This is a genomic window from Prauserella alba (assembly GCF_024171735.1).
GTDB classification, from domain to species: domain Bacteria; phylum Actinomycetota; class Actinomycetes; order Mycobacteriales; family Pseudonocardiaceae; genus Prauserella; species Prauserella alba.
On the sequence record NZ_JAMTCH010000003.1, the window covers coordinates 418492 to 438009 of the forward strand.

Consider the following 19518-nt stretch of genomic DNA (forward strand, 5'->3'; position numbering starts at 1 on the left):
TTGTCACTGCCCGTGAGCGCTCACCGTGCACGAGAAGGGTCGGAGTCCGGCCTGTTGCGGGGCATCGGCGGGATCATGCGTCCCGAACTCGAGGATGTCGCCGGTGAGATCATCGCGGAGATCCGCGCGGCGATCCCCGAGTACCAGGGCTCGTTCGACGGCCCCTACGGCCGATGGATGACCGAAGGCGTACGGCAGGCGATCGCGCTGTTCGTCGACCGGCTCGGCGAACCGGCCGCGGCGACCGGCGGGCCGGCACATCCGCGCGGTTCGGCGCCGCTGGACGGTCACGAGGTGCACCGGAGGATCGGCAGGCAGGAACTGCACGAGGGCCGCAGTCTCGACACGTTGCAGCACGCCTACCGCATCGGCGTGCGGGTAGCGTGGCGGCGGATCATGCGCCTCGGCAGGCGCAGCGGCTTCTCGTCGGCCGTCATGTCACAACTGGCCGACCGCATGCTGGCGCTGATGGACGAGCTGTCGTCCGTGGCACTGGACGGCTATCGCGAGGCGAAGTCGGAACCGGCGGATCCGGTTATGGCGGCGCGGCGCAGGCTGGTCCGGTTGCTGGCCTGCGGACGCCCCGTCGCACGGGACGACATCGAGGACCTGGCCCGGCTCGCCCGCTGGCCGGTGCCCGACACGGTCACCGCGATCGCGTTTTCCCCTCCGGTGTGGCCGTCGTCGGGAGAGGTTCCCTGCGACATGCTGGCGGATGTCACCGGTACGAGCCCGTTCCTGCTCGCCCCGGGTGCCGTGACGGCCGACGAGGCCGCGCGGCTGCAGGCCTCGCTGGTGTGCGGGCCCGTCGGTGTCGGCGTGCCGGTCGAACCGTTCGACGCGGCGGACTCGTTGCGGCTCGCGCGGCGCGTGCTGACCCTCGCCGCGGACGGTGCGGCGTCGCCGGATGCCGTCGTGTGGGCAGAGGAACGCCTGCCCGAACTGCTGTTACAGAACGCGGACGCCGTCATCGCCCAGCTGCGCAGGAGGTTGTTCGAACCACTGTCGGAGCTGACGCAGCGGCAGCGGGAACGCACCATCGAGACCCTCCGCGCGTGGCTCGAGCAGCAGGGCAACGCCCACGCCATGGCGGACCGGCTGGGGCTGCATCCGCAGACGGTGCGGTACCGGATGCGGCGGATCGAGGACGCGTTCGGGGCACGTCTCCGCGACGCCAGGGGACGGTTCGAGCTCGAACTGGCCGTGTACAGCCTCAGCGGCGGCGACCCTGCCGGTGGCGACTCTTCCGGTGGTGACGCGGGGAGCTGATTCGTCGCCCGGTGACAACCCGGCCGGAAAAGTTGTGCCACCGGTGAGCGCCCAGCGCGTGGTGGCGTGAATGCCTTGTTTCGGCCGATCCGACCGACCTAGCGTCGCTTGCGGCGATCCGGCGCGCCGGATCATCGCCACGAGATCGGCCGGTCTTGCACGAGTTGTCGCACCAACAGTCTTCACCCAACGGAGGATGGAGTTCGATGCGTACACGTATGCCGGGCATCATGAGTGGTCTGGCCCTGTCGGCGGCGGTCGCCCTCGCAGCGGCCCCCGCCGCGTCCGCGGCACAGGACATCACCGTCACCAACCCGAACGCGGACGGAACGGTGGCCGCCACCGCCACCGACGTCCGCTTCGCCGACACCGACACGGGCACCGAGGTGACCTGTTCGTCGTCGGCCGCCGACGGCACGATCGCCAGTGGAAGCCACACCACGCCCGCGGCCATCGGCGACCTGTCGGTGAGTTTCCAGGACTGCACCGGCCCGCTCGGCGGTGTGTCGTTGACGCCGAACGACCAGCCGTACCAGCTGCACATCGGCGCCTTCGACAGTGCGACCGGCGTCTCGACCGGCTGGGTCGGCGAGGTCAACGTCAGCGTCTCGACCTCCACGTGCAGCTTCGAGGCGGTCGGTAACGCGCCGGGCCGGTACGACAACGGCACCGGCGACCTCACCCTGACCCCGGACGTCGCACTGCCGGACGGGGTCGCTCCACTCGAAGCCAGGAACGTCGGCGGGTGCTTCGGAATGGTCAACGAGGGTGACGCGCTGACCTTCGAGGCCGTCTACGAGGTCACCGACCCGGACACGCCGATCACCATCAGCTGACACCGGCCCCGGACAGCAAATGCCCCCAAGGGCACTTTGGTTGCACTCAATGCAACCAAAGTGCCCTTGGGGGCCTCGGCGTGTCCGGTCTCATTCCGGTGGGTGGCCGACCGGGATGAGCATCGTCGGGATCTCGGACTCGGGCACGCCGAGCAGCTGCGAGAGGTTGGCGTCGTCGAAATCGGACACTGCGCAGCAGGCCAGCCCGAGGGCAGTGGCGATCAGGTACACGTTCTGCACCGCGATGCCGGAGTCGACGTGCATCGTCCGGTAGTGCCGCAACGGTTTGCGCTCGAACGCGACGTCCATCTGCGTCGTCAGCGCGATCGTGACCGGTGCCGCCGCGAACTCCGGTTGCCAGTACACCTGCTGGAGCGGCCGCACCGGATCGGCCGTGGTCAGGCGGGTGAGTTCGTGGGCAATCGCCTCGTAGCGGTACACGCCCGGTTCGAGAATGTCGGTGCCGCGGATCAGCACGTACGCCCGCAGCAGGTCCAGCCCGTCGCCGCTCGGGGCCATGCCCATCGGGTGGTGTTCGGACCCGTAGGCCGGTTCGAACCGCTGCACGCCGAGTGCGAACCGCAGCAGCCCGCTCAGCGCAGCCAGATCCAGACCACGGTGGGCGAACACGTCCCAGGATCGGCGTTTGACCAACGTCTTGACCAGATCGGTGCGGGGCGGTTCGACGTCGGGCAGGGGAATCCGGCGCAGCGCGGGCAGGGTGTCCGGCGACGGCGGCGTCTGGCCGTTGAGCAGCCGGTGCACGGCGAGTGCGCGCTGCACGGTGTCGCGTACCGCAGGGTCGGTCGCGTCCCCGGCACCGGTGGCCTGCGGCGGTGCGGGTTCCGGCTCCGGCGGGGTGGCGGCGCTGTCCGGTGGGTCGTCGGGGTCGGGGAGGGCGTGGCGACCGCTCGTGCTGGTGTGCCGGGTGGTGGGGTGGACGTGGTCGGCGGCATGCTGGGGCTGGGGTGGATGCGGCTGGGGGTCCACACCGGGAGGCCACTCGTCGTAACCGGACGGGTGGTGGCGGTCGTACTCCGAACCCCAATCGTGGCTCAGCGGCTCACCCATTGGTCCCTCCCCGTTACGCCTGGTCACGTCGAGCCCACGCCAGAACGCATCGTAACCGGTTCGGTCTAGGAATCGGGCCGAGTGAGCGAAGCCACGAGCTCGTCGGGGCTCATGCGCCGGCGTCGTCGCGGGCCGCCGTGGTGATGATCACCTCGCCGGCACACGTGGCCGGCCGGTCGGGTCGGGAACCGGGGTGGGTCAGCCGCCGGTCAGATACCCGTAGTGCTCCCCGAACGGGCCGTCGAGGTGAACGGCGATCTCGCCGGCATCGAGGTTGGTGACCTGTTCGATCCGGTCGCGGCCGTCCCACCAGTACACCGCAGGCGTGACCCGTGTCCGCTCGTCCCTCGTGAAGGCGTCGGCAGCCATCCCCGCGAGCTGCTCGAGCGCGACGGCGAGATCCGGACCTGCCGGCACGTGGTACAGCAGCGCCGAGTTCACCGGGGTCGCCACCAGCGCACCGTGAACGAAGTCGTCCCGCCCGGTGCACCCGGTCAGCACCTCCGGCAGGAGCAGTGCGAGGGCGCCCGCGTGGTCGCCGGTCACCATCCACACGTCCTGCCCGATCCGCTCGGGACCGTCCACCGGCGCGGAACGAAGGTTGCTCATCGCCGTCTCGAACAGTTCCTCGGGGTCGTATCGGGCGACCGTGTCGCTGGTGAAGTAGCGGTACATGTCCGGCAGATCGTGTACGTAGAGCGTGAGCGTGCCCGGCAGCATCGACGTGGCGTACTCCCAGCCGAGTTCGTGGAGGTCGGCCGCCGCGGGAACCAATCGCGGGAACACCGTGGCTTCGGGCGGCGCCGTACCGCTGGGCGGTGCCGTACCCGCGAGAGGCGCCGTGCCGCCGAGGGGTGCCGTGCCCGCAGGGGCGCTGTCGCCCAGTATGCGCGCGAGCCGTTCGTCGTCGGCCTCGTCCTGGCCGCCGAACAGGGGCGTGCTCATCGTGCTCCCGATTGGACGCGTGTCATGAGGCGGGCAGCCTAGCGTCCCGGCAGCGACGAGGTGGGCGAAACCGGCGAATCGGCACCCCGCCCCAGCGCCTTGTACTCCGGCGCCTTGTACTCCGGCGCCTTGGTACTCCTGCGCCTTGGTGCCTCAGCGCTCCATTGCCTCAACGCTCCGGTGCCTCAGCGCTCCCGTGTCTCAGCGCCAGTCGTCGTCGGAGGCGACGATCGTCAGCTGTTGCGTCGCACGGGTGAGCGCCACGTACAGCACCCGCCTGCCGGTGAGCGACTCGGTGATCAGCTCGGTCGGTTCCACGAGCGCGACGGCGTCGTACTCGAGGCCCTTCGAGTCGAGACTGCCGACGACCTTGAGCCGGTCCTCCGACTGGCCGGCCAGCCAGCCTTCCACCTCGGGGACGCGGTTCATCGCGCAGATGACACCGACCGTCCCGTCGACCGCGTCCAGGAGCTCCTTCACCGCCGCGTGCACCGTGGTCTCGCGGTCGGCCGCGTCGGTGGTGCGGACCTCCGGTTCCAGCCCGGTCGTGCGTACCGCGTTCGGCAGGTCCTCGTCCTCGGCGGCCCTCCCCGCGACCACCCGGGCCGCCAGGTCGAAGATCTCGGCCGAGTTGCGATAGTTCGTGCGCAGCGTGTAGCGGCGATGTTTCGTCTTCGGCCCGAACGCCTGCGTCCGTGCCTGTTCGGCCTCGACGGGATCCGGCCACGAACTCTGCACCGGATCGCCCACGATCGTCCAGCTCGCGTGGTCCCCGCGCCTGCCCAGCATCCGCCACTGCATCGGCGACAGGTCCTGCGACTCGTCGACCACGATGTGCGAGTACTCGTCGTAGTGCGCGGGGCGTGCCGTGCGCAACCGGGCCGGATCGTCCGAGTCGCGCGTCTGCTCGGCGTCCAGCTCGATGTCCTGCGCGCGCTGCTTCCTGCGCTTCGGCGGCGGTCCGATCAGCACGCGCACCTCGTCCAGCAGCGCCACGTCCGCGACCGTCCAGTCGTCGCCGTCACCACGCAGTGATTCCGCCAGCAGCGCGATCTCGTCGGAGGTGAGCACGTTCTTCGCCGCGCGCGCCAGCCGGTCGTCGTCGCCGAGCCAGCGCAACACCTGGGCCGGATACAGCACCGGCCACCACGCCACCAGGAACCGGTGGAAGTCGAGACGCTCGCCGACGTCGTGGATCACGTCGGCGCGGTCGAGCTGCGGACCGCCCGAGGCGGCGTTGGCCTCGGCTTTGTCGGCCAGCCATCCCAGCAGCGTCTCCGCGGCGCGCATCCGCGAGCGGTTGGGCGGCCCGCCGGCCGAATGCACCTTCCTGCGCGCCTTCTCCAGCTCCTTGGCGCCGAGTTTGAGGACCTCGCCCTTGTAGACGATCCGCAGCTCCGTGGGCGCGTCGGGCGGAGTGTCACGCACCGCCTTCTGCAGCACCTTCCGCATCCGCAGTGAGCCCTTGACCGCGGCCAGCGGAGCTGGATCGTGCCGCGCCGCCTCCAGCCCGTCGAGGACCTCGCCCAGCGCTCGCAACTCGACGTTCGTCTCACCCATCGACGGCAGCACCCGCGAGATGTACGAGGTGAACACCCCGGAAGGGCCGACCACGAGCACGCCCGCACCGCCCAGCTGCCTCCGATAGCGGTACAGCAGGTAGGCCGCACGGTGCAGCGCCACGGCCGTCTTCCCGGTGCCGGGTCCGCCGGTGATCTCCGTGACGCCGCGCCACGGCGCGCGGATCACCTCGTCCTGTTCCTTCTGGATGGTCGCGACGATGTCGCGCATCTTCTCGCCGCGCGCCCGGCCGAGGGCCGCCATGAGCGCGCCCTCACCGACCACCGGCATGTCGTCGGGCACCGACTCGGGCATCAGCACGTCGTCGTCGACGTCGAGCACCTGCTGTCCGGAGCACCGGATCACCCGGCGGCGCACGACGTCCATCGGCGCCTCGGCCGTGGCCTGGTAGAACGCGGCCGCCGCGGGGGCGCGCCAGTCGGTGACGAGGTTCTCGAAGTCGGCGTCGCGGATGCCGAGCCTGCCCACGTACACCGGTTCGGCGGCGGTGTGATCCAGCCTGCCGAACACCAGGCCCTCGTACTCGGCGTCCAGCGACTGCAGCGTCTGGTTCGCGTGGAACACCATCATGTCGCGCTCGAACAGCATCGAGGCCTGCTCGAACACGGCCTCACGCTGCGCACCGTGACCGATCTCGTACCCCTTCGCGCGCATGTCCTCGGCTTGGCTCCGGAGTTCGCCGAGCCGGCGGTACACCCGGTCCACGTGGGACTGTTCGATCGCGATCTCGGCCCGTCTGACCCGAGGTTCCGCCACTGACGCGCTCCTGCCGCAAAGTCGCCGGGAAGGGGAAGAACGACAATACGCGAGTCCGGAGTCCGCCAGCACAAGGTCCGGCCAAGAGTCACACTCGCCACGCCCGCGGGCGTGCACGCGCACGTGCGGGTAGTGCTCCTGCCGAGCGGCCACCCGTCTCCCGACCGGACACGCTTCGCATGACTGCCCATGGCCCGCCCGTCTCCCACCACCGCCCAACCTGTGGCGCTCCGCGCCACTGTCTAGGACCCGGCCGTCTCCCACCACCGCCCAGCCGGACACGTTGCGCGTGACTGCCTAGGATTTGGGCGTGACCAGGATCGTGGCCGGACGAGTGGGTGGACGGACCCTGCGGGTGCCGCCGCGGACGACGCGGCCGACATCCGAACGGGTGCGGGAAGCCCTGTTCAACTCCCTCGAAACGGCGGGTGACCTCGACGACGCCCGCGTGCTCGACCTCTACGCGGGCTCCGGTGCGCTCGGGCTCGAAGCGCTCTCGCGCGGCGCTGCCGACGCGCTGTTCGTCGAATCGGACCGCAACGCAGCCGAGGTGCTGCGCGGCAATGTCGCCAGCGTCGGCCTCGGTGGGCGTGTCCGGCAGGCCGCGGTCGAGTCGGTCGTCGCCGAAGCCAGCCGCGAGCCGTTCGACGTCGTGCTGATCGATCCGCCGTACGCGCTCCCCGGCGACACGCTCGCCGGTGTGCTGGCGGGCCTCGTCCGTGGCGGCTGGCTGACCGATCGTGCGCTCGTGGTTGTGGAGCGTGCGGTGCGCGACGGCGACCCGGCCTGGCCCGCGGGGCTCACGGCGCTGCGCACGAAGCGCTACGGCGGTAGCGCGCTGTTCAGGGCCGAGGTCGACACCGACACCGGCGGCGGGGCCGAGCAGGGTGTCGACGAGACCGCGGCGGCCGACGGCGAGTGACGTCCCGCCGCGGCCGCGAGCTCGGCGACCGCCCGGCGAAGCCGACATCCCGGACGGTGGAGATCGGCCACATCCCCGCCCTGCGCCGACCGGCGGTTGCTAACGTCCGCCCGTCCTTCGATCACACGAGCAGCGGTGCTCGGCATCGCGGTTAGGGTTTCGTGCCATGCGGCGAGCGGTATGTCCCGGTTCCTACGATCCGGCGACCAACGGGCATCTGGACGTGATCGAACGGGCCGCGAACCTGTTCGACGAGGTCGTGGTCGCGGTGCTGATCAACAAGAGCAAGCAGGGCATGTTCACGATCGCCGAGCGCATGCAGCTGCTCGAGGAGGCCACGGCGAAGCTGCCGAACGTGCGGGTCGACTCGTGGCACGGCCTGCTCACGGAGTACTGCAGGGAGCAGGGCATCCAGTCGATCGTCAAGGGGCTGCGCTCGGTCAGCGACTTCGACTACGAACTGCAGATGGCTCAGATGAACCGGGAGATCTCCGGCGTCGAGACGTTGCTGATGTCGAACAACCCTGCGTACAGCTTCCTGTCCAGTTCGCTGGTCAAGGAGGTCGCGACCTACGGCGGCGACGTGACGAACATGGTGCCGCCCGTCGTGCACGAACGGCTCCTCGCCCGGATCGCCGAACTCGGCTGATCCCGCCCCCAAGGGCACGTTGGTTGCACTCAGTGCAACCAACGTGCCCTTGGGGGCGTTCAACGCCGGACCAGTGCGGCGGCTTGACACGCCCGGCCACGGCCGGTCACCAAAAACCCGCGCCCGGACCGGCACACTGGTACCAGGCCACATTCAAGTTCCAGGGAGTTGCCGTGTACCGGGTGTTCGAGGCGCTCGACGAGCTCGTCACGATCGTCGAAGAGGCGCGGGGTGTGCCGATGACCTCGAGCTGCGTGGTGCCCCGCGGGGACGCGCTCGAGCTGCTCGACGACATCCGCGAGGCGTTGCCCACCGAGGTGGACGACGCGCAGGACGTGCTCGACAAGCGCGACGAGGTGCTGCAGACCGCGCGGGGCGAGGCCGACACGACGATCTCGAACGCCAACGAGCAGGCCGAGCGCACCGTGTCCGAGGCGAACGCCGAGGCCGAACGGCTCGTGTCGGAGGCAAGGGCCAAGGCGGAGCAGCTCGTCGCCGACGCGCAGGCGGAGGCCGAGCGTTCCGTGTCCGCGGGGCAGGCCGAGTACCACGACCTCACCGAGCGCGCCCGTACCGAATCCGAGCGCATGGTCCAGGCAGGCAGGGACGCCTACGACCGGTCCGTCGAGGAGGGCCGCGCCGAACAGGCCCGGCTCGTCGCGCAGACCGAGGTCGTTCAGGCGGCCCACGGTGAGGCGTCCCGCATCGTCGACGAGGCGCACGCCGAGGCCGACAAGCAGCGCGGCGACTGCGACGCCTACGTCGACGGCAAGCTCGCCGAGTTCTCCGAACTGCTGTCCACGACGCTGCGCACCGTCGACTCCGGCCGCAACCACCTCCGCGGCGGCGGTGGCTACAACGGGTCCGGCGGTTCCGGCTACAACGGCTCGGGCTCCGGTTCGTACACCTCGGGTGCGGGCGGCCGCGGCTTCTACGATTTCCAGTCCCACTGAGCGGGCGCGGTCACGCCGGCTTCCGCGTTCCCCGAGCCGCCCGGCTGCAGGTTCCGCGCCGCCCTGTCCGGTTCCGCCCGGCCGCCGGGAACGGATCCGCCCTGCTCGCGTAGCCTGGATTGACGGCCTCGCGGCGGTCGTCGTGCCCGCCGGTGCCGGTCGTCCCACCCTCCCTCGAACCGAGAAATCCGATGTCTGACGAACGCTCCCCGTATCCGAGCTCCGAACGTGCCGACCGCAACCCGTGGCTGGTCGACACGCACGAGCTGGGCCGCCGCCCCGGCGCCAGCCGGCCGCTGCAGCGGGACATCCCCGTCACCGAGCCGCTGGGTGTGCCCGAGGTGGTCACCGTGCCGTCCGGCGCGGCCATCGCCGTCGACCTGCTCATGGAGTCGGTCGTGGAAGGTGTGCTGGTCACCGGGTCGGCGAGCGCGCCGACCGCCGGCCAGTGCTCGCGCTGCCTCGACCCGATCACCGGTGAGGTGGCGATCGACGTCACGGAGCTGTTCGCCTACCCCGAGTCGACGACGGACGAGACCACCGAGGAGGACGAGGTCAGCCGGGTCGTCGACGACCGCATCGACCTGGAACCGGTGGTCAGGGACGCGCTCGTGCTCGCGCTGCCGCTGGTGCCACTGTGCAGCGACGACTGCGCCGGACTGTGCTCCGGATGCGGCGTGAAGTGGGCCGATCTCGAGCCCGGACACGGACATGAGACGATAGACCCTCGGTGGGCCGCGCTCGTCGAGCGACTGCAGGACACGGAGGACGTCTCGGACGCCCCGAGTGACCCGGCAGAAGAAGGATCCGACGGCTCGGACCGGTGACACCGCACGTCGGTGCCGCATCCCACCCCTGAGTTCGAGCAAACAGCTCGCGCGATCGCGGGCAGATTTTGATGAGGAGAATCAGCCGTGGCTGTCCCCAAGCGGAAGATGTCGCGCTCCAACACCCGCGCCCGCCGTTCGCAGTGGAAGGCGACGCCGGTGCAGCTCGTGGAGTGCTCCAACCGCGCCTGCAAGGCCAAGAAGCCGCAGCACGTCGCCTGCCCTGAGTGCGGTCAGTACGCCGGGCGGCAGGTCGTCGAGCCGGCCTGAGGTTCCGCGAGATGGGGGGTAAGGCACCGGCAGGTCCGGCCACAGATCCCGCACCGCTGCTCGAGGCGCTCGGTGTCGACTTCGACAGCGAACTGCTGACGCTCGCGCTGACGCATCGCTCGTACGCGTACGAGAACGGTGGTCTGCTGCCGAACGAGCGACTCGAGTTCCTCGGCGATGCGGTGCTGGGCCTGGTGGTGACCGATCACCTGTATCGCAAGCATCCCGACCTTCCGGAAGGGCAGCTGGCGAAACTGCGGGCGAGCGTCGTCAACATGCACGCACTCGCGGGCGTGGCCCGTGAGCTCGGTGACGGCGGTCTCGGCACGTATCTGCTCCTCGGTAAAGGGGAGGAGCTGACCGGCGGTCGCGACAAGGCGAGCATCCTGGCCGACGGTCTCGAAGCCGTCATCGGCGCGACCTACATCGCGCACGGCATCGAGACCGCGCGTGAGCTCGTGCACCGGCTGTTCGGCCAGCTCCTCGAGGAGGCGCCGCTGCGCGGAGCCGGCCTGGACTGGAAGACCAGTCTTCAGGAGCTGACCGCGTCGGCGGGACTCGGCGTGCCCGAGTACAAGGTCGAGGACACCGGGCCCGACCACCGCAAGGAGTTCACGGCCACGGTGTACGTCGGTGGTCGCGACCTCGGCAGCGGCAGCGGCACGACGAAGAAGGAAGGCGAGCAGAAGGCCGCGGAGACGGCGTGGCGTGCGCTGTCTGCGGAGCTCGACCTCGGCGGCGAGTCGTCGTCCTGACCCCGCCCGGAGTCGCACGTGCCTGAGCTTCCCGAGGTCGAGGTCGTGCGTGCCGGTCTCGAACGGCACGTGGCGGGCCGGATCATCGCCTCGGTGGACGTGCTGCACCCGCGGGCGATCCGCAGGCACGTACCGGGAGCCGACGACTTCGCGGGCAGACTCACCGGCGTGAAGATCACCGCGGCCCGCAGGCGCGGCAAGTATCTGTGGCTCGACCTCGCCGACGGCGAGGCCATGCTCGCCCACCTGGGCATGAGCGGTCAGATGCTCGTTCAGCCCGCATCCGCACCCGACGAGAAGCATCTGCGGGTGCGCGTCCGCTTCGCCGACGACGGCCCCGAGTTGCGGTTCGTCGACCAGCGCACGTTCGGCGGGCTCGCCCTCGACGACCTCGTCGACGCAGACGGCACCGTCGTGCCGGCGAGCGTCGCCCACATCGGCCGTGACCCGATGGATCCGCGATTCGACCTGGCCGCCGCCGTGGCGGCGCTGCGACGTCGGCGCACGGAGATCAAACGCGCGCTGCTCGACCAGACCCTCGTATCCGGCATCGGCAACATCTACGCCGACGAGGCCCTGTGGCGGGCACGCCTCCACGGCACACGCCCCACCGAACGGCTCACCCGCGCGCAGGGTGAACTGGTGCTCACCGCCGCCGGCGAGGTGATGGCCGACGCGCTCGGCGCGGGCGGGACCTCGTTCGACGCGCTGTACGTCAACGTCAACGGCGAGTCGGGTTACTTCGAACGCTCCCTGAACGTCTACGGCAGGGCGGGCGAGCCGTGCCGCCGCTGCGGCGCCGACATCCGCCGCGAAGCGTTCACCAACCGGTCGTCCTACTTCTGCCCGACCTGCCAGCGCAGGCCCCGCCGGAGCCCCACGGCCCGCTGAAATCGGTCGTCGGCCTACTTCGCGTGCCGGGGCCGCCTCCGGGCTCGCGAAGTAGGCCGGGACGCCGCGTCCGGATGGCCGTGTCGCTCGTGCCGAGGGCCGGGTCCGGCCGGAGGGCAGGTGGGCTGGACGGGAGCGAGCGACACGGGCTCGTCCGGGGCTGGTTACAGGAAGGCAAGCAGCCGCTTCTCCGCGTCGGCACCCACCCGGAGGATGGTCATTGCGCGGTGTGCCCGGCGTCGACGGGCAGGGCCGCGCCGGTGACGTAGCTGGCGGCGTCGCTGCACAACCACAGCACGGCAGCGGCGATCTCTTCCGGGCGACCGAGTCTGCCCAGCGGGACACCGGTAGCGGCGGCTTCCGGATCGAGCTCGCCACCTGCGGCCATACGCTCGACCATCGGGGTGGCGATGGTTCCCGGGCACACGGCGTTGGCGCGCACGCCGTGCTTGCCGTACTGCAGTGCGACGCTCCTGGTAGCTCCGATCACTCCGTGCTTGGTCGCGTGGTAAGTGGTGCGTCCGTCGCCGCCGACGAGGCCGCCGAGCGAGGAGCAGTTGACGATCGCGCCGGAGCCTTGCTCACGCATCTGCCCCAGCTCGTGTTTCATCGATGCCCAGACGCCGCGGAGGTTGACGTCGACGATCCGGTCGAATGCCTCGGCGGTCTCGTCGGCGGAGTCGACCGGCGGGAGCATGATGCCGGCGTTGTTGAACGCCATGTCCAGGCTGCCGAACGCGTCCACGGTGGCGCGCACGGCAGTTGCGACCTGCTGCTCGTCTGTGACGTCGCAGGGCACGGCCAGAGCTGCCAGGCCTCGCGTGGCGAGCTCGTCGGCGAGTGTCCGGGCTGCGCCGGCGTCGACGTCGATGATCGCGACGCTCGCGCCGGACTCGGCGAAGGCGCGGACGGTGGCCTCGCCCATCCCGGCGCTGCCGCCGGTGACAACTGCCGTCCGGCCGGTGAAGTCGTAGGTGACATCCATGTTTTCTTCCCTTCGGTGCGTACTGCCTCAGTCCACGATCTCGACTGTGGTCTCCCGGCCCTCGAACTCGGAGAGTTCTTCTTCGGTGGCGTCGTAGGTCCCGAGGTGTAGCGTCTGGTCGGAGTGGCCGAAGCCCGAGGCGTCGTAGAAGAACCCGATGTTGCCCCAGGGGGTGTAGTAGATGAGGTCGCCGTCCTCGGGATCGGAGCCCGCCGTGCCGTCCCGGTCGAGTTCGCGGGGCAGGTAGGCGATCTTCTCGCTGTTGTCGAACTCCTCGAGCTCGAGCGTGGTCGGCAGCATGGACAGGAAATCGCGCGTGGCGGTGGTGTCCTCGCCGATGGTCACATCGACGACGGCGTCGCCGGCGCGGAACCTGACGACCGTGCCGACGACGCTCTGCTCCGCGTCGTTGGATGCCCCGGCGGCAGGACCGGATGTGGTCGCATCCCGAGTTCCGGACATCTGCGGCGACGGGTCGTCCTCGGTGCCCTCGTCGGACGATGGCGTGCTGCATCCGACGAGGATCATCGCGATCACCGCCGTCGCCGCGGCCGTGATCTTGGGTCGTCGAATCGCCAGGAGCCTTCCGCGTCCGACCTGGGCGGTTCGCGCCGCGGCCACGGGCTACGCCACGGCCGCGATCGTCACGGCCTGGTCACTCTCCGTGCCTGGAAGGGCGTCGAGAGGGTCGTCGATGTGCCCGAGGACGACGAGGCCGGCCGCGTGGGGAAAGTCGCGGTAGAAGATGGCGAGGTTGCCCCAGGGGGCGTAGTCGGCGATGTCCCCGATCGTCGCGGCGGCCCCGCTGGGAGAACCCGCGGTGCGCAGCGTGCGCGGCAGGTCGGCGATCTTCTCGGTGTCGTGGAAGTCGGCGAGGGCGACCGTCAGGGGCAGCATCGCCGCCAAGTCGCGTGCTGCGGTGCTGTCGTTCAGTGTCCCGGTCAGGGTCGCGGTGCCGGTGGTGATTCGGATGTCCATGACGTGGGTGCCTTTCGTTGTCTGTGAGGTGCTAGGTCCGGCCGCCCTCGGCAACGGTTCGCGCGTGTCCTCGCACCGAGGCGAGGAGCACGACGACCGCGGCGAGTACGGCCAGCGCGGCGTAGCCGAGTGAGATGGTCCGGAGGGGCATGCCGGTGGCCGTGAGGCGTCCCGAGATGAGGCTGGGGACGGCGGCTCCGCCGTAGGAGAAGAGATAGACCGTCGACATCAGCCCTGCGCGCTCGGCCGGGCCGATCCGCTGCAGGAGGCCGCGCACGGAGCCGGTGAACGCTGCTCCTTGGGCGGCTCCGGCGACGATCCCGCACACGATGACCGCGGTGACGGTTCCGGTGCGCAGGCCGAGGACGACACCGGCGACGGCGAGGGCGAAGACGACGATGCCGGTTCGCTGCGCGGCGCCCGGATTCAGCCGGCCGGTCAGCGGTCCGCCGACGGCATAGGGGGCCATGAAGGACGCGAATACGATCCCGGCGACCAGCGTGTTCGTGGTGCCGAGATTCTGGGCCGAGATGGTGGGGCTGAAAGCCTGATAGAAGCCGCCGAGGGCCCACGTGCCGCAGAACACGGCGATCGCCGCCGGCAGCAGAGGGCGGATCGTGTGCGGCAGGTGCACGCGCGGGCGAAGTGAGTTCAGCGTGCCGGAGCGGCGAACGACGACCTCGGGGCTTGCCGGCAGTAGCGCGGCGCACACGCCGAGCAGGACCGTCACGGCAAGGTAGGGGACCTGCTCGGGCGCCGGGCCGTACTCGGCCAGTGCTCCGGTTCCGACCGCACCGAGAGTCAGCCCGATCAGAGGTGAGCCGGCCACGACCGTCGCGGCCAGCCAGCGTGGCCGTTCCGGGGTGAGGTCGACGATGTAGGCCGCGATGGCAGAGGAGCCGAGGCCACAGGCCAGGCCCTGTAGGGCACGCCCAGTCATGAGGACGCCCAGCCCGGTCACGTCGAGCAGCGCCAGTGACCCGGCGGCGGCGAGGCCGACGGCTACGAGGGTGACGGTCCTGCGCCCGAGGTGGTCGGAGAGCCGCCCGAGGACGACGAGAGCGAGCATGACCGCGACGAAGTACGTCACGGCTGCGATCGAAAGGTCCCCGGTGGTCAGGCCGTCCGCGGCCCGGTAGTGCTCGTAGAGCGGGATCGGGGCGCCGGAGGCGGCGAACACGACGACCAGCGATGCGGTCGCCGCTGCGAATCCCAGCCGTCGACGGGGCAGGTGCGGGACGCGTCCCGGCGGTGTGTTCGTGGTGGATCGGGTCATCGCAGGTTCATCCGTTGGTCGTCCTGGTTTCTCCTCGCCGCGCCTGCCGCCGGAGTGCTGCCGGACTCTCCAACGGCCCCGCCGGCATGCCGAGGGCGGAGCATCACCAGGGCTGGTTCGCCGGCCCGACGGTGGACTCGTTGACCGTCGGGCCGGCGGGCAGGTTCAGGGCGAACGCCACCACGTCGGTGATGCGGTCGGGAGAAATTCCGTACTGGTCGCACATCGCTTGCGCACCGTCCGCGGTGTTCCGGTCGGTGATGGTCTACAGCAGCTCGGTGTTGACGGCCGTGGGGTAGAGGGTCGCGGTGCGAATGTTCGTCTCCTCCTGGGTCGACTCCATGCGCAGGACCTCCCCATGAAGTCGCGCACGAACCATTCGGTGCCGCCGTATACGGCACCGGCGGGGTAGGCCTTGAGTCCTGCGACCGACGACAGGCCGATCACATGGCCGGACTGCTGTCGGCGATGCGATCAATCGCCCTCGCCGAAGACTTCCTTGGCCACGGTCGTCGCACTCATGCCGTTGGGCCAGCCTGCGTAGAACGCGAGGTGCAGGAGAGTTTCCTTGAGTTCTTCTTCCGCCACACCGTTCCGGCGGGCGAAGTCGAGGTGGAATCGGAGCTGATCCGTCTTTCCCAGCGCGGTCAGCGCTGCGACCGTAACGAGGCTGCGGTCGCGTTTGGACAGTTCCTCGCGCTCCCAGACCTCGTCGAAGAGGACCTTGTCGGTGTAGTGGACCATCCCGGGCGCGAAGTCGCCGAAGGCGTTCTGTCCACCTGTCCAACCGGTGCTCTGCTCGTTGCTCATCGCCGCTCCATCCGCGAGTAGCCGTTGGCCTGTTATCCCCCATGTAACCGTCGATTCCGCGTGTGTGGGAGACCTGGTCGTGAGGGGGTACCAGCAGGGACTGGCACCGTGCTTCGGAGGTGGTCGTACCGTGACGGATGTGAGCACGGGTACCGGTGATCGCCGAAATCGCAGTCGCGGGCAGGACGCGCCCAGGTTGCGGGCCGGTCTGCGTTCCGCACTCGCAGCCGTCGCGGACATGCCGGCGATCGTCGTCAGCAACCAGCTGGACGTCGTCGCGACGAATGCGCTCGGACGAGCTCTGCTGGCACCGGCACTCGGGGAGGGCCGGTCCAATCTTGCCCGGTTCGTCTTCCTCGACGAGAACACCTCGACGGCGTTCTACCCCGAGTGGGACCGGATAGCCGACGAGCACGTCGATTGGCTGCGTGCCACAGCAGCGCAAGCCCGCCGTGACCGGGCGTTGCACCGGTTGATCGGCGAGCTCTCGACGGTCAGCCCCCCGTTCCGGACCCGCTGGTCCTCGGAGCGGCTCCGCGCTTGCTACCCGCCGAGGGTGACTGTCGATCATCCGCTGGTCGGTGAGCTGGACTTGATCCGGGAGGACCTCATGCCGGTCGCCGACCCCGTGCTGACGCTCAGGGTTTACACCGCCGAGCCAGGGACGGCGACAGCCGAGCGATTGAGCATCCTCGCCAGCTGGATCCAGGACTCCGCACTCGACGACCGGGCAGACACCAAGCCTGCGTGATCGACTCCGTCAAGGAGAGAACTCCCGAAAGGAAGTGTCCGTTATGAAGATCATCGATCCTGCTCCGACGGCCAAGAACCCGCCGGAGCAGTTCACCGGAGACGTCTGGGTGGACATGATCGCCAGCCCACAGGACGAGGGCCAGGCGATGATTGTCTCCAGGGTCCGGTTTGCCCCCGGGGCTCGCACCGCCTGGCACTCCCACGCCCGCGGGCAGACCCTGCACGTCACGTCCGGGGTGGCGTGGGTGCAGTCCCGCGGCAGCGAGAAGGTCGAACTGCACCCCGGTCAGACGGCGTACTGCCCGCCCGGTGAGGAGCACTGGCACGGCGCGGCCCCGGATCGATTCATGGAGCACCTCGCCATGCTGGAGAACGGTGACGATCCCGCCACGACGACCACCTGGCTCGAGCACGTGTCCGACGCCGAGTACAACGCCGGCTGAGCTGTTTCCGGTCCGGCACGACGCGCGACCGACGATCGCCCCGGGAACCCGTGCGCACGGGTTCCCGGGGCGATCGTCGCATGTCGGCGGCATGCTCGCGAACCACCGTGCACACTCCTGGGCCGATGGCAGGCCCTGTCAGTACCCCCGTTGAGCAGGATCTGTCGAAGACGCGCCGGCTCCGGTGTCATGGGAGACCTCACCGCACCCACCCCCCCATTACTTCGGAGCGATCATGACGAAGACCGTCCGCAGGACCGCGCCGGGCATCGCCGCGGCGACCCTCGCCGGCGCGCTGCTCACCGGCTGCGCGTCGGACGAGAACCCCACCGCCGACGGACAGCGCTCGGGAACGCCGGGAGCATCCGCTGCCTCGGAGGAGCAGGGCATCACGGTCTCTCGGGCCGGCGAGCGCGAGCGCACCACCGGTGATGCCGAGACGTTCACCGGGGACGTGGAGATCGTGCCCCTCTACGAACCGAACGACGCCTCAACCGGCGGCGCCGGCCGGGTGACGTTCCAGCCCGGTGCGCGCACCGCCTGGCACTCCCATCCCGCAGGGCAACGGCTGATAGTCACCGAGGGTACTGGGTGGATCCAGCAGGAGGGTCAGGACCGGATCACCGTGTCCCAAGGCGACGTCGTGTGGTTCGAGCCGGGCGTGAAGCACTGGCACGGAGCCACTGCAGGCGAGGCGATGACGCACATCGCCGTGCAGGACACCATCGACGACTCCAACGCGGAATGGATGGAGCACGTGACCGACGAGCAGTACCTCGACCAGGCCTGACCCGAAAGGAACGCTCGGATGACGAACCGATCTTCTCGCCGTGTCAGCCACCTCGCTCGTCCTGCGGTGGCATTGATCGCAAGCGGGGCACTTCTGGTCGGCTGCACCAGCCAACAGTCCGCCGATGCGCCGGAACCGGATGTACGCGCGACCGCCGTCGAAGACGTTGCCCCGGCGCTGGCGCAGTACGACGCCGAACAAGTGCGGGAACTGTGGGCCGATGACAGTCTCTCGGCCCGTGACCGTGGCCTGGTGACGATCGCGGTGCTGGTTGCCAGCGGACAGACCACGGACCTCGGCTTCTACGTCAACAAGGCTCTCGACGACGGGGTGAGCCCGGCCGAGGTTTCCGAGACCATCACCCACCTGGGGTTCTACAGTGGATGGCAGAACGCCATGGCCGCCGTCGACCCGGTCGCCGCGATCTTCGCAGAGCGCGGTATCGACGAGTCCGAACTGCCCGCGGCCGACCCCGACCTGCTGAACCAGGACGAGGCTGCCGAGGCCACCCGGGAAGCCGAAGTTCAGGAGCAGTACGGGAACGTCTCGCAAGGGCTGGTCGATGACACCGACTCCGTGGTGTTCGACGACCTGTGGTTGCGTCCCGGTCTGGAATCGCGCGATCGCAGCCTCGTCACGGTCGTTGCCCTGGTATCGACCGCGCAGGCCGACCAGGTCCCTTACCACCTCGGCCGCGCGATGGACAACGGTCTGACCGCGGACGAGGTCGACCCGCTGCTGAACCATCTGGCCTACTTCACGGGCTGGCCGAAGGTGTTCACGGCCATGCCCGCAGTCACCGAGACCCTCGAATCCCGGTGACGGAGACATGCCTCCACAGGATGGTCGCACTGGTCGGCGACCGTGCCGCTGACAGAAGATGAGGAGTGACACCACGATGGCGCGCATCGTCGTCTTCGGAGCCACCGGAGGGGTCGGCTCCCACCTCGTCGGCGAGCTGAGTGCTCGCGGGGCCAGTGTCGTCGCGGTCCACCGCCGCCCCGAACAGGCCGACGGGCTCCGCACGCAAGGTGCTGAGCCCGTTCAGCTCGACATCGCCGACGAGATCCGCTCGGGCGTGCCCGAGCGGATCGCCCGGGTCCTGCAAGGGGCGGACGTGGTCGTCTACACAGCCGGGGCGAGCAGCGCCCCGACCGACATCGCGCGCGTGGTCGACGGCGAAGGCGTCGCGGTCGTCGCGCGAGCGGCCGAAACCGCTGGCGCGCACCGGTTCCTGCTTGTTTCGGCGTTCCCCGAAGCGTGGCGTGACCAGGGGATGCCGAAGGATTTCGAGGAGTACATGAAGATCAAGAAGCGTGCCGACGTCGCCCTCGCCGCGACGAGTCTGGACTGGGTCATCGTCCGCCCGGGCACGCTGACCAGCGGTGCCCGCACCGGGCAGGTGACCCTCGGGCCTGCGGTCGACTACGGCGACGTGACCCGGGCCGACGTTGCCGCCGTGCTGGCCGAACTCGCGCACCGAGACGACCTCGCTCACGAGATCCTCGAACTCACCGGGGGAGCCGCCCCGATCGCGGACGCGGTTGACGCCGCAGCCGGCAAGTGAAGGGGACCACGCTGCCGCTCTCGCCGATACCTCGTCGCCGATCGCCCATGGTCGGCAGCGCGTGGGAGCCTCGTGGCAGGCGGTAGGCAGCCCCGGGTGAGGGGTGGTACCGGCAGGGCCTCCCGGCACGTGGAGTCCCAGCTTAACGTGGGGATCGCGATAGTCGTCCTCGACGTCGACGCGCTCGCCGG

At 69.8% G+C, this 19518-nt stretch carries 23 protein-coding genes; 14 read left to right on the forward strand and 9 right to left on the reverse strand.

What is annotated here, in order from left to right:
* Positions 1-12 precede the first annotated feature (12 nt).
* A complete protein-coding gene (locus LY12_RS01770; protein ID WP_253852898.1) occupies positions 13-1269 on the forward strand; it encodes a PucR family transcriptional regulator in 1257 nt (418 codons plus the stop codon).
* Between the two features lie 206 nt (positions 1270-1475).
* Complete coding sequence (locus LY12_RS01775) at positions 1476-2105, forward strand: hypothetical protein (protein WP_253852900.1); 630 nt, start codon at positions 1476-1478, stop codon at positions 2103-2105.
* A gap of 90 nt (positions 2106-2195) precedes the next feature.
* Here LY12_RS01775 and LY12_RS01780 read toward each other — a convergent pair whose 3' ends face one another.
* From LY12_RS01780 to LY12_RS01790, 3 genes are all read right to left on the reverse strand, one after another.
* Positions 2196-3176: a SagB/ThcOx family dehydrogenase gene (locus tag LY12_RS01780; RefSeq protein ID WP_308292049.1), complete on the reverse strand. Its 981-nt coding sequence runs from the start codon at positions 3174-3176 to the stop codon at positions 2196-2198.
* A 198-nt stretch (positions 3177-3374) separates the two neighbouring features.
* Positions 3375-4121 carry a DUF1444 domain-containing protein gene (locus tag LY12_RS01785; protein ID WP_253852906.1) on the reverse strand — a complete coding sequence of 249 codons (747 nt, stop codon included), beginning with the start codon at positions 4119-4121 and terminating at the stop codon, positions 3375-3377.
* A gap of 201 nt (positions 4122-4322) precedes the next feature.
* On the reverse strand, positions 4323-6458 hold the full coding sequence (locus LY12_RS01790) for a HelD family protein (protein ID WP_253852908.1): 2136 nt from the start codon (positions 6456-6458) through the stop codon (positions 4323-4325).
* 310 nt (positions 6459-6768) lie between these two features.
* On the opposite strand from LY12_RS01790, the gene rsmD reads away from it, so the two are divergent.
* The 7 genes from rsmD (at position 6769) to mutM (ending at position 11725) form a co-directional block, all read left to right on the forward strand.
* Positions 6769-7380, forward strand: coding sequence for a 16S rRNA (guanine(966)-N(2))-methyltransferase RsmD (rsmD, locus tag LY12_RS01795; RefSeq protein WP_253852911.1), 612 nt, complete (start codon positions 6769-6771; stop codon positions 7378-7380).
* Positions 7381-7546: 166 nt separating this feature from the next.
* Entirely contained in the window at positions 7547-8029 is a 483-nt protein-coding gene (gene coaD, locus LY12_RS01800) for a pantetheine-phosphate adenylyltransferase (RefSeq protein WP_253852912.1), read from the forward strand.
* Positions 8030-8202: 173 nt separating this feature from the next.
* Positions 8203-8982, forward strand: coding sequence for an SPFH domain-containing protein (locus LY12_RS01805; RefSeq protein WP_253852913.1), 780 nt, complete (start codon positions 8203-8205; stop codon positions 8980-8982).
* A gap of 191 nt (positions 8983-9173) precedes the next feature.
* Positions 9174-9809 (forward strand): YceD family protein, encoded by a 636-nt coding sequence (locus tag LY12_RS01810; protein ID WP_253852914.1) that lies wholly within the window; start codon positions 9174-9176, stop codon positions 9807-9809.
* Between the two features lie 87 nt (positions 9810-9896).
* The gene (gene rpmF, locus LY12_RS01815; RefSeq protein WP_030531269.1) at positions 9897-10079 is read left to right on the forward strand and encodes a 50S ribosomal protein L32; all 183 of its coding nucleotides are present in this window, start codon (positions 9897-9899) and stop codon (positions 10077-10079) included.
* Between the two features lie 11 nt (positions 10080-10090).
* Positions 10091-10834, forward strand: a complete 744-nt coding sequence (gene rnc / locus LY12_RS01820) for a ribonuclease III (protein WP_253852915.1) — start codon at positions 10091-10093, stop codon at positions 10832-10834.
* An 18-nt stretch (positions 10835-10852) separates the two neighbouring features.
* Positions 10853-11725, forward strand: coding sequence for a bifunctional DNA-formamidopyrimidine glycosylase/DNA-(apurinic or apyrimidinic site) lyase (gene mutM / locus LY12_RS01825; protein WP_253852916.1), 873 nt, complete (start codon positions 10853-10855; stop codon positions 11723-11725).
* A gap of 217 nt (positions 11726-11942) precedes the next feature.
* Here mutM and LY12_RS01830 read toward each other — a convergent pair whose 3' ends face one another.
* The 6 genes from LY12_RS01830 to LY12_RS01850 all read right to left on the reverse strand — a co-directional run bounded on the left by LY12_RS01830 (position 11943) and on the right by LY12_RS01850 (position 15774).
* Complete coding sequence (locus tag LY12_RS01830) at positions 11943-12710, reverse strand: SDR family NAD(P)-dependent oxidoreductase (protein WP_253852917.1); 768 nt, start codon at positions 12708-12710, stop codon at positions 11943-11945.
* Between the two features lie 27 nt (positions 12711-12737).
* Positions 12738-13331, reverse strand: a complete 594-nt coding sequence (locus LY12_RS01835) for a cyclophilin-like fold protein (RefSeq protein ID WP_253852918.1) — start codon at positions 13329-13331, stop codon at positions 12738-12740.
* Between the two features lie 3 nt (positions 13332-13334).
* Entirely contained in the window at positions 13335-13688 is a 354-nt protein-coding gene (locus LY12_RS01840; protein ID WP_253852919.1) for a cyclophilin-like fold protein, read from the reverse strand.
* A 31-nt stretch (positions 13689-13719) separates the two neighbouring features.
* On the reverse strand, positions 13720-14964 hold the full coding sequence (locus LY12_RS01845) for an MFS transporter (protein WP_253852920.1): 1245 nt from the start codon (positions 14962-14964) through the stop codon (positions 13720-13722).
* Between the two features lie 103 nt (positions 14965-15067).
* A complete protein-coding gene (locus LY12_RS25810) occupies positions 15068-15190 on the reverse strand; it encodes a hypothetical protein (protein ID WP_301301745.1) in 123 nt (40 codons plus the stop codon).
* Positions 15191-15438: 248 nt separating this feature from the next.
* Positions 15439-15774 carry a carboxymuconolactone decarboxylase family protein gene (locus LY12_RS01850; protein WP_253852921.1) on the reverse strand — a complete coding sequence of 112 codons (336 nt, stop codon included), beginning with the start codon at positions 15772-15774 and terminating at the stop codon, positions 15439-15441.
* 139 nt (positions 15775-15913) lie between these two features.
* Here LY12_RS01850 and LY12_RS01855 point away from each other — a divergent pair, with 139 nt between their 5' ends.
* The 5 genes from LY12_RS01855 (at position 15914) to LY12_RS01875 (ending at position 19327) form a co-directional block, all read left to right on the forward strand.
* Positions 15914-16525, forward strand: coding sequence for an MmyB family transcriptional regulator (locus LY12_RS01855; protein ID WP_253852922.1), 612 nt, complete (start codon positions 15914-15916; stop codon positions 16523-16525).
* A gap of 43 nt (positions 16526-16568) precedes the next feature.
* Positions 16569-16970, forward strand: a complete 402-nt coding sequence (locus LY12_RS01860; protein ID WP_253852923.1) for a (R)-mandelonitrile lyase — start codon at positions 16569-16571, stop codon at positions 16968-16970.
* A 235-nt stretch (positions 16971-17205) separates the two neighbouring features.
* Positions 17206-17760 carry a (R)-mandelonitrile lyase gene (locus tag LY12_RS01865; protein WP_253852924.1) on the forward strand — a complete coding sequence of 185 codons (555 nt, stop codon included), beginning with the start codon at positions 17206-17208 and terminating at the stop codon, positions 17758-17760.
* Between the two features lie 66 nt (positions 17761-17826).
* Complete coding sequence (locus LY12_RS01870) at positions 17827-18582, forward strand: carboxymuconolactone decarboxylase family protein (RefSeq protein ID WP_253852925.1); 756 nt, start codon at positions 17827-17829, stop codon at positions 18580-18582.
* 76 nt (positions 18583-18658) lie between these two features.
* Positions 18659-19327 (forward strand): NAD(P)H-binding protein, encoded by a 669-nt coding sequence (locus LY12_RS01875; protein ID WP_253852926.1) that lies wholly within the window; start codon positions 18659-18661, stop codon positions 19325-19327.
* Positions 19328-19518 lie beyond the last annotated feature (191 nt).

Coding starts and splice junctions, on each gene's coding strand:
- coaD (WP_253852912.1), top strand. CDS start 7,547: ATGCGGCGAGCGGTATGTCCCGGTTCCTACGATCCGGCGACCAACGGG.
- LY12_RS01860 (WP_253852923.1), top strand. CDS start 16,569: ATGAAGATCATCGATCCTGCTCCGACGGCCAAGAACCCGCCGGAGCAG.
- LY12_RS01865 (WP_253852924.1), top strand. CDS start 17,206: ATGACGAAGACCGTCCGCAGGACCGCGCCGGGCATCGCCGCGGCGACC.
- LY12_RS01875 (WP_253852926.1), top strand. CDS start 18,659: ATGGCGCGCATCGTCGTCTTCGGAGCCACCGGAGGGGTCGGCTCCCAC.
- LY12_RS01830 (WP_253852917.1), bottom strand. CDS start 12,710: ATGGATGTCACCTACGACTTCACCGGCCGGACGGCAGTTGTCACCGGC.
- LY12_RS01810 (WP_253852914.1), top strand. CDS start 9,174: ATGTCTGACGAACGCTCCCCGTATCCGAGCTCCGAACGTGCCGACCGC.
- LY12_RS25810 (WP_301301745.1), bottom strand. CDS start 15,190: ATGTGCGACCAGTACGGAATTTCTCCCGACCGCATCACCGACGTGGTG.
- LY12_RS01775 (WP_253852900.1), top strand. CDS start 1,476: ATGCGTACACGTATGCCGGGCATCATGAGTGGTCTGGCCCTGTCGGCG.
- LY12_RS01845 (WP_253852920.1), bottom strand. CDS start 14,964: ATGACCCGATCCACCACGAACACACCGCCGGGACGCGTCCCGCACCTG.
- LY12_RS01785 (WP_253852906.1), bottom strand. CDS start 4,121: ATGAGCACGCCCCTGTTCGGCGGCCAGGACGAGGCCGACGACGAACGG.
- LY12_RS01850 (WP_253852921.1), bottom strand. CDS start 15,774: ATGAGCAACGAGCAGAGCACCGGTTGGACAGGTGGACAGAACGCCTTC.
- LY12_RS01840 (WP_253852919.1), bottom strand. CDS start 13,688: ATGGACATCCGAATCACCACCGGCACCGCGACCCTGACCGGGACACTG.
- rnc (WP_253852915.1), top strand. CDS start 10,091: ATGGGGGGTAAGGCACCGGCAGGTCCGGCCACAGATCCCGCACCGCTG.
- LY12_RS01780 (WP_308292049.1), bottom strand. CDS start 3,176: ATGGGTGAGCCGCTGAGCCACGATTGGGGTTCGGAGTACGACCGCCAC.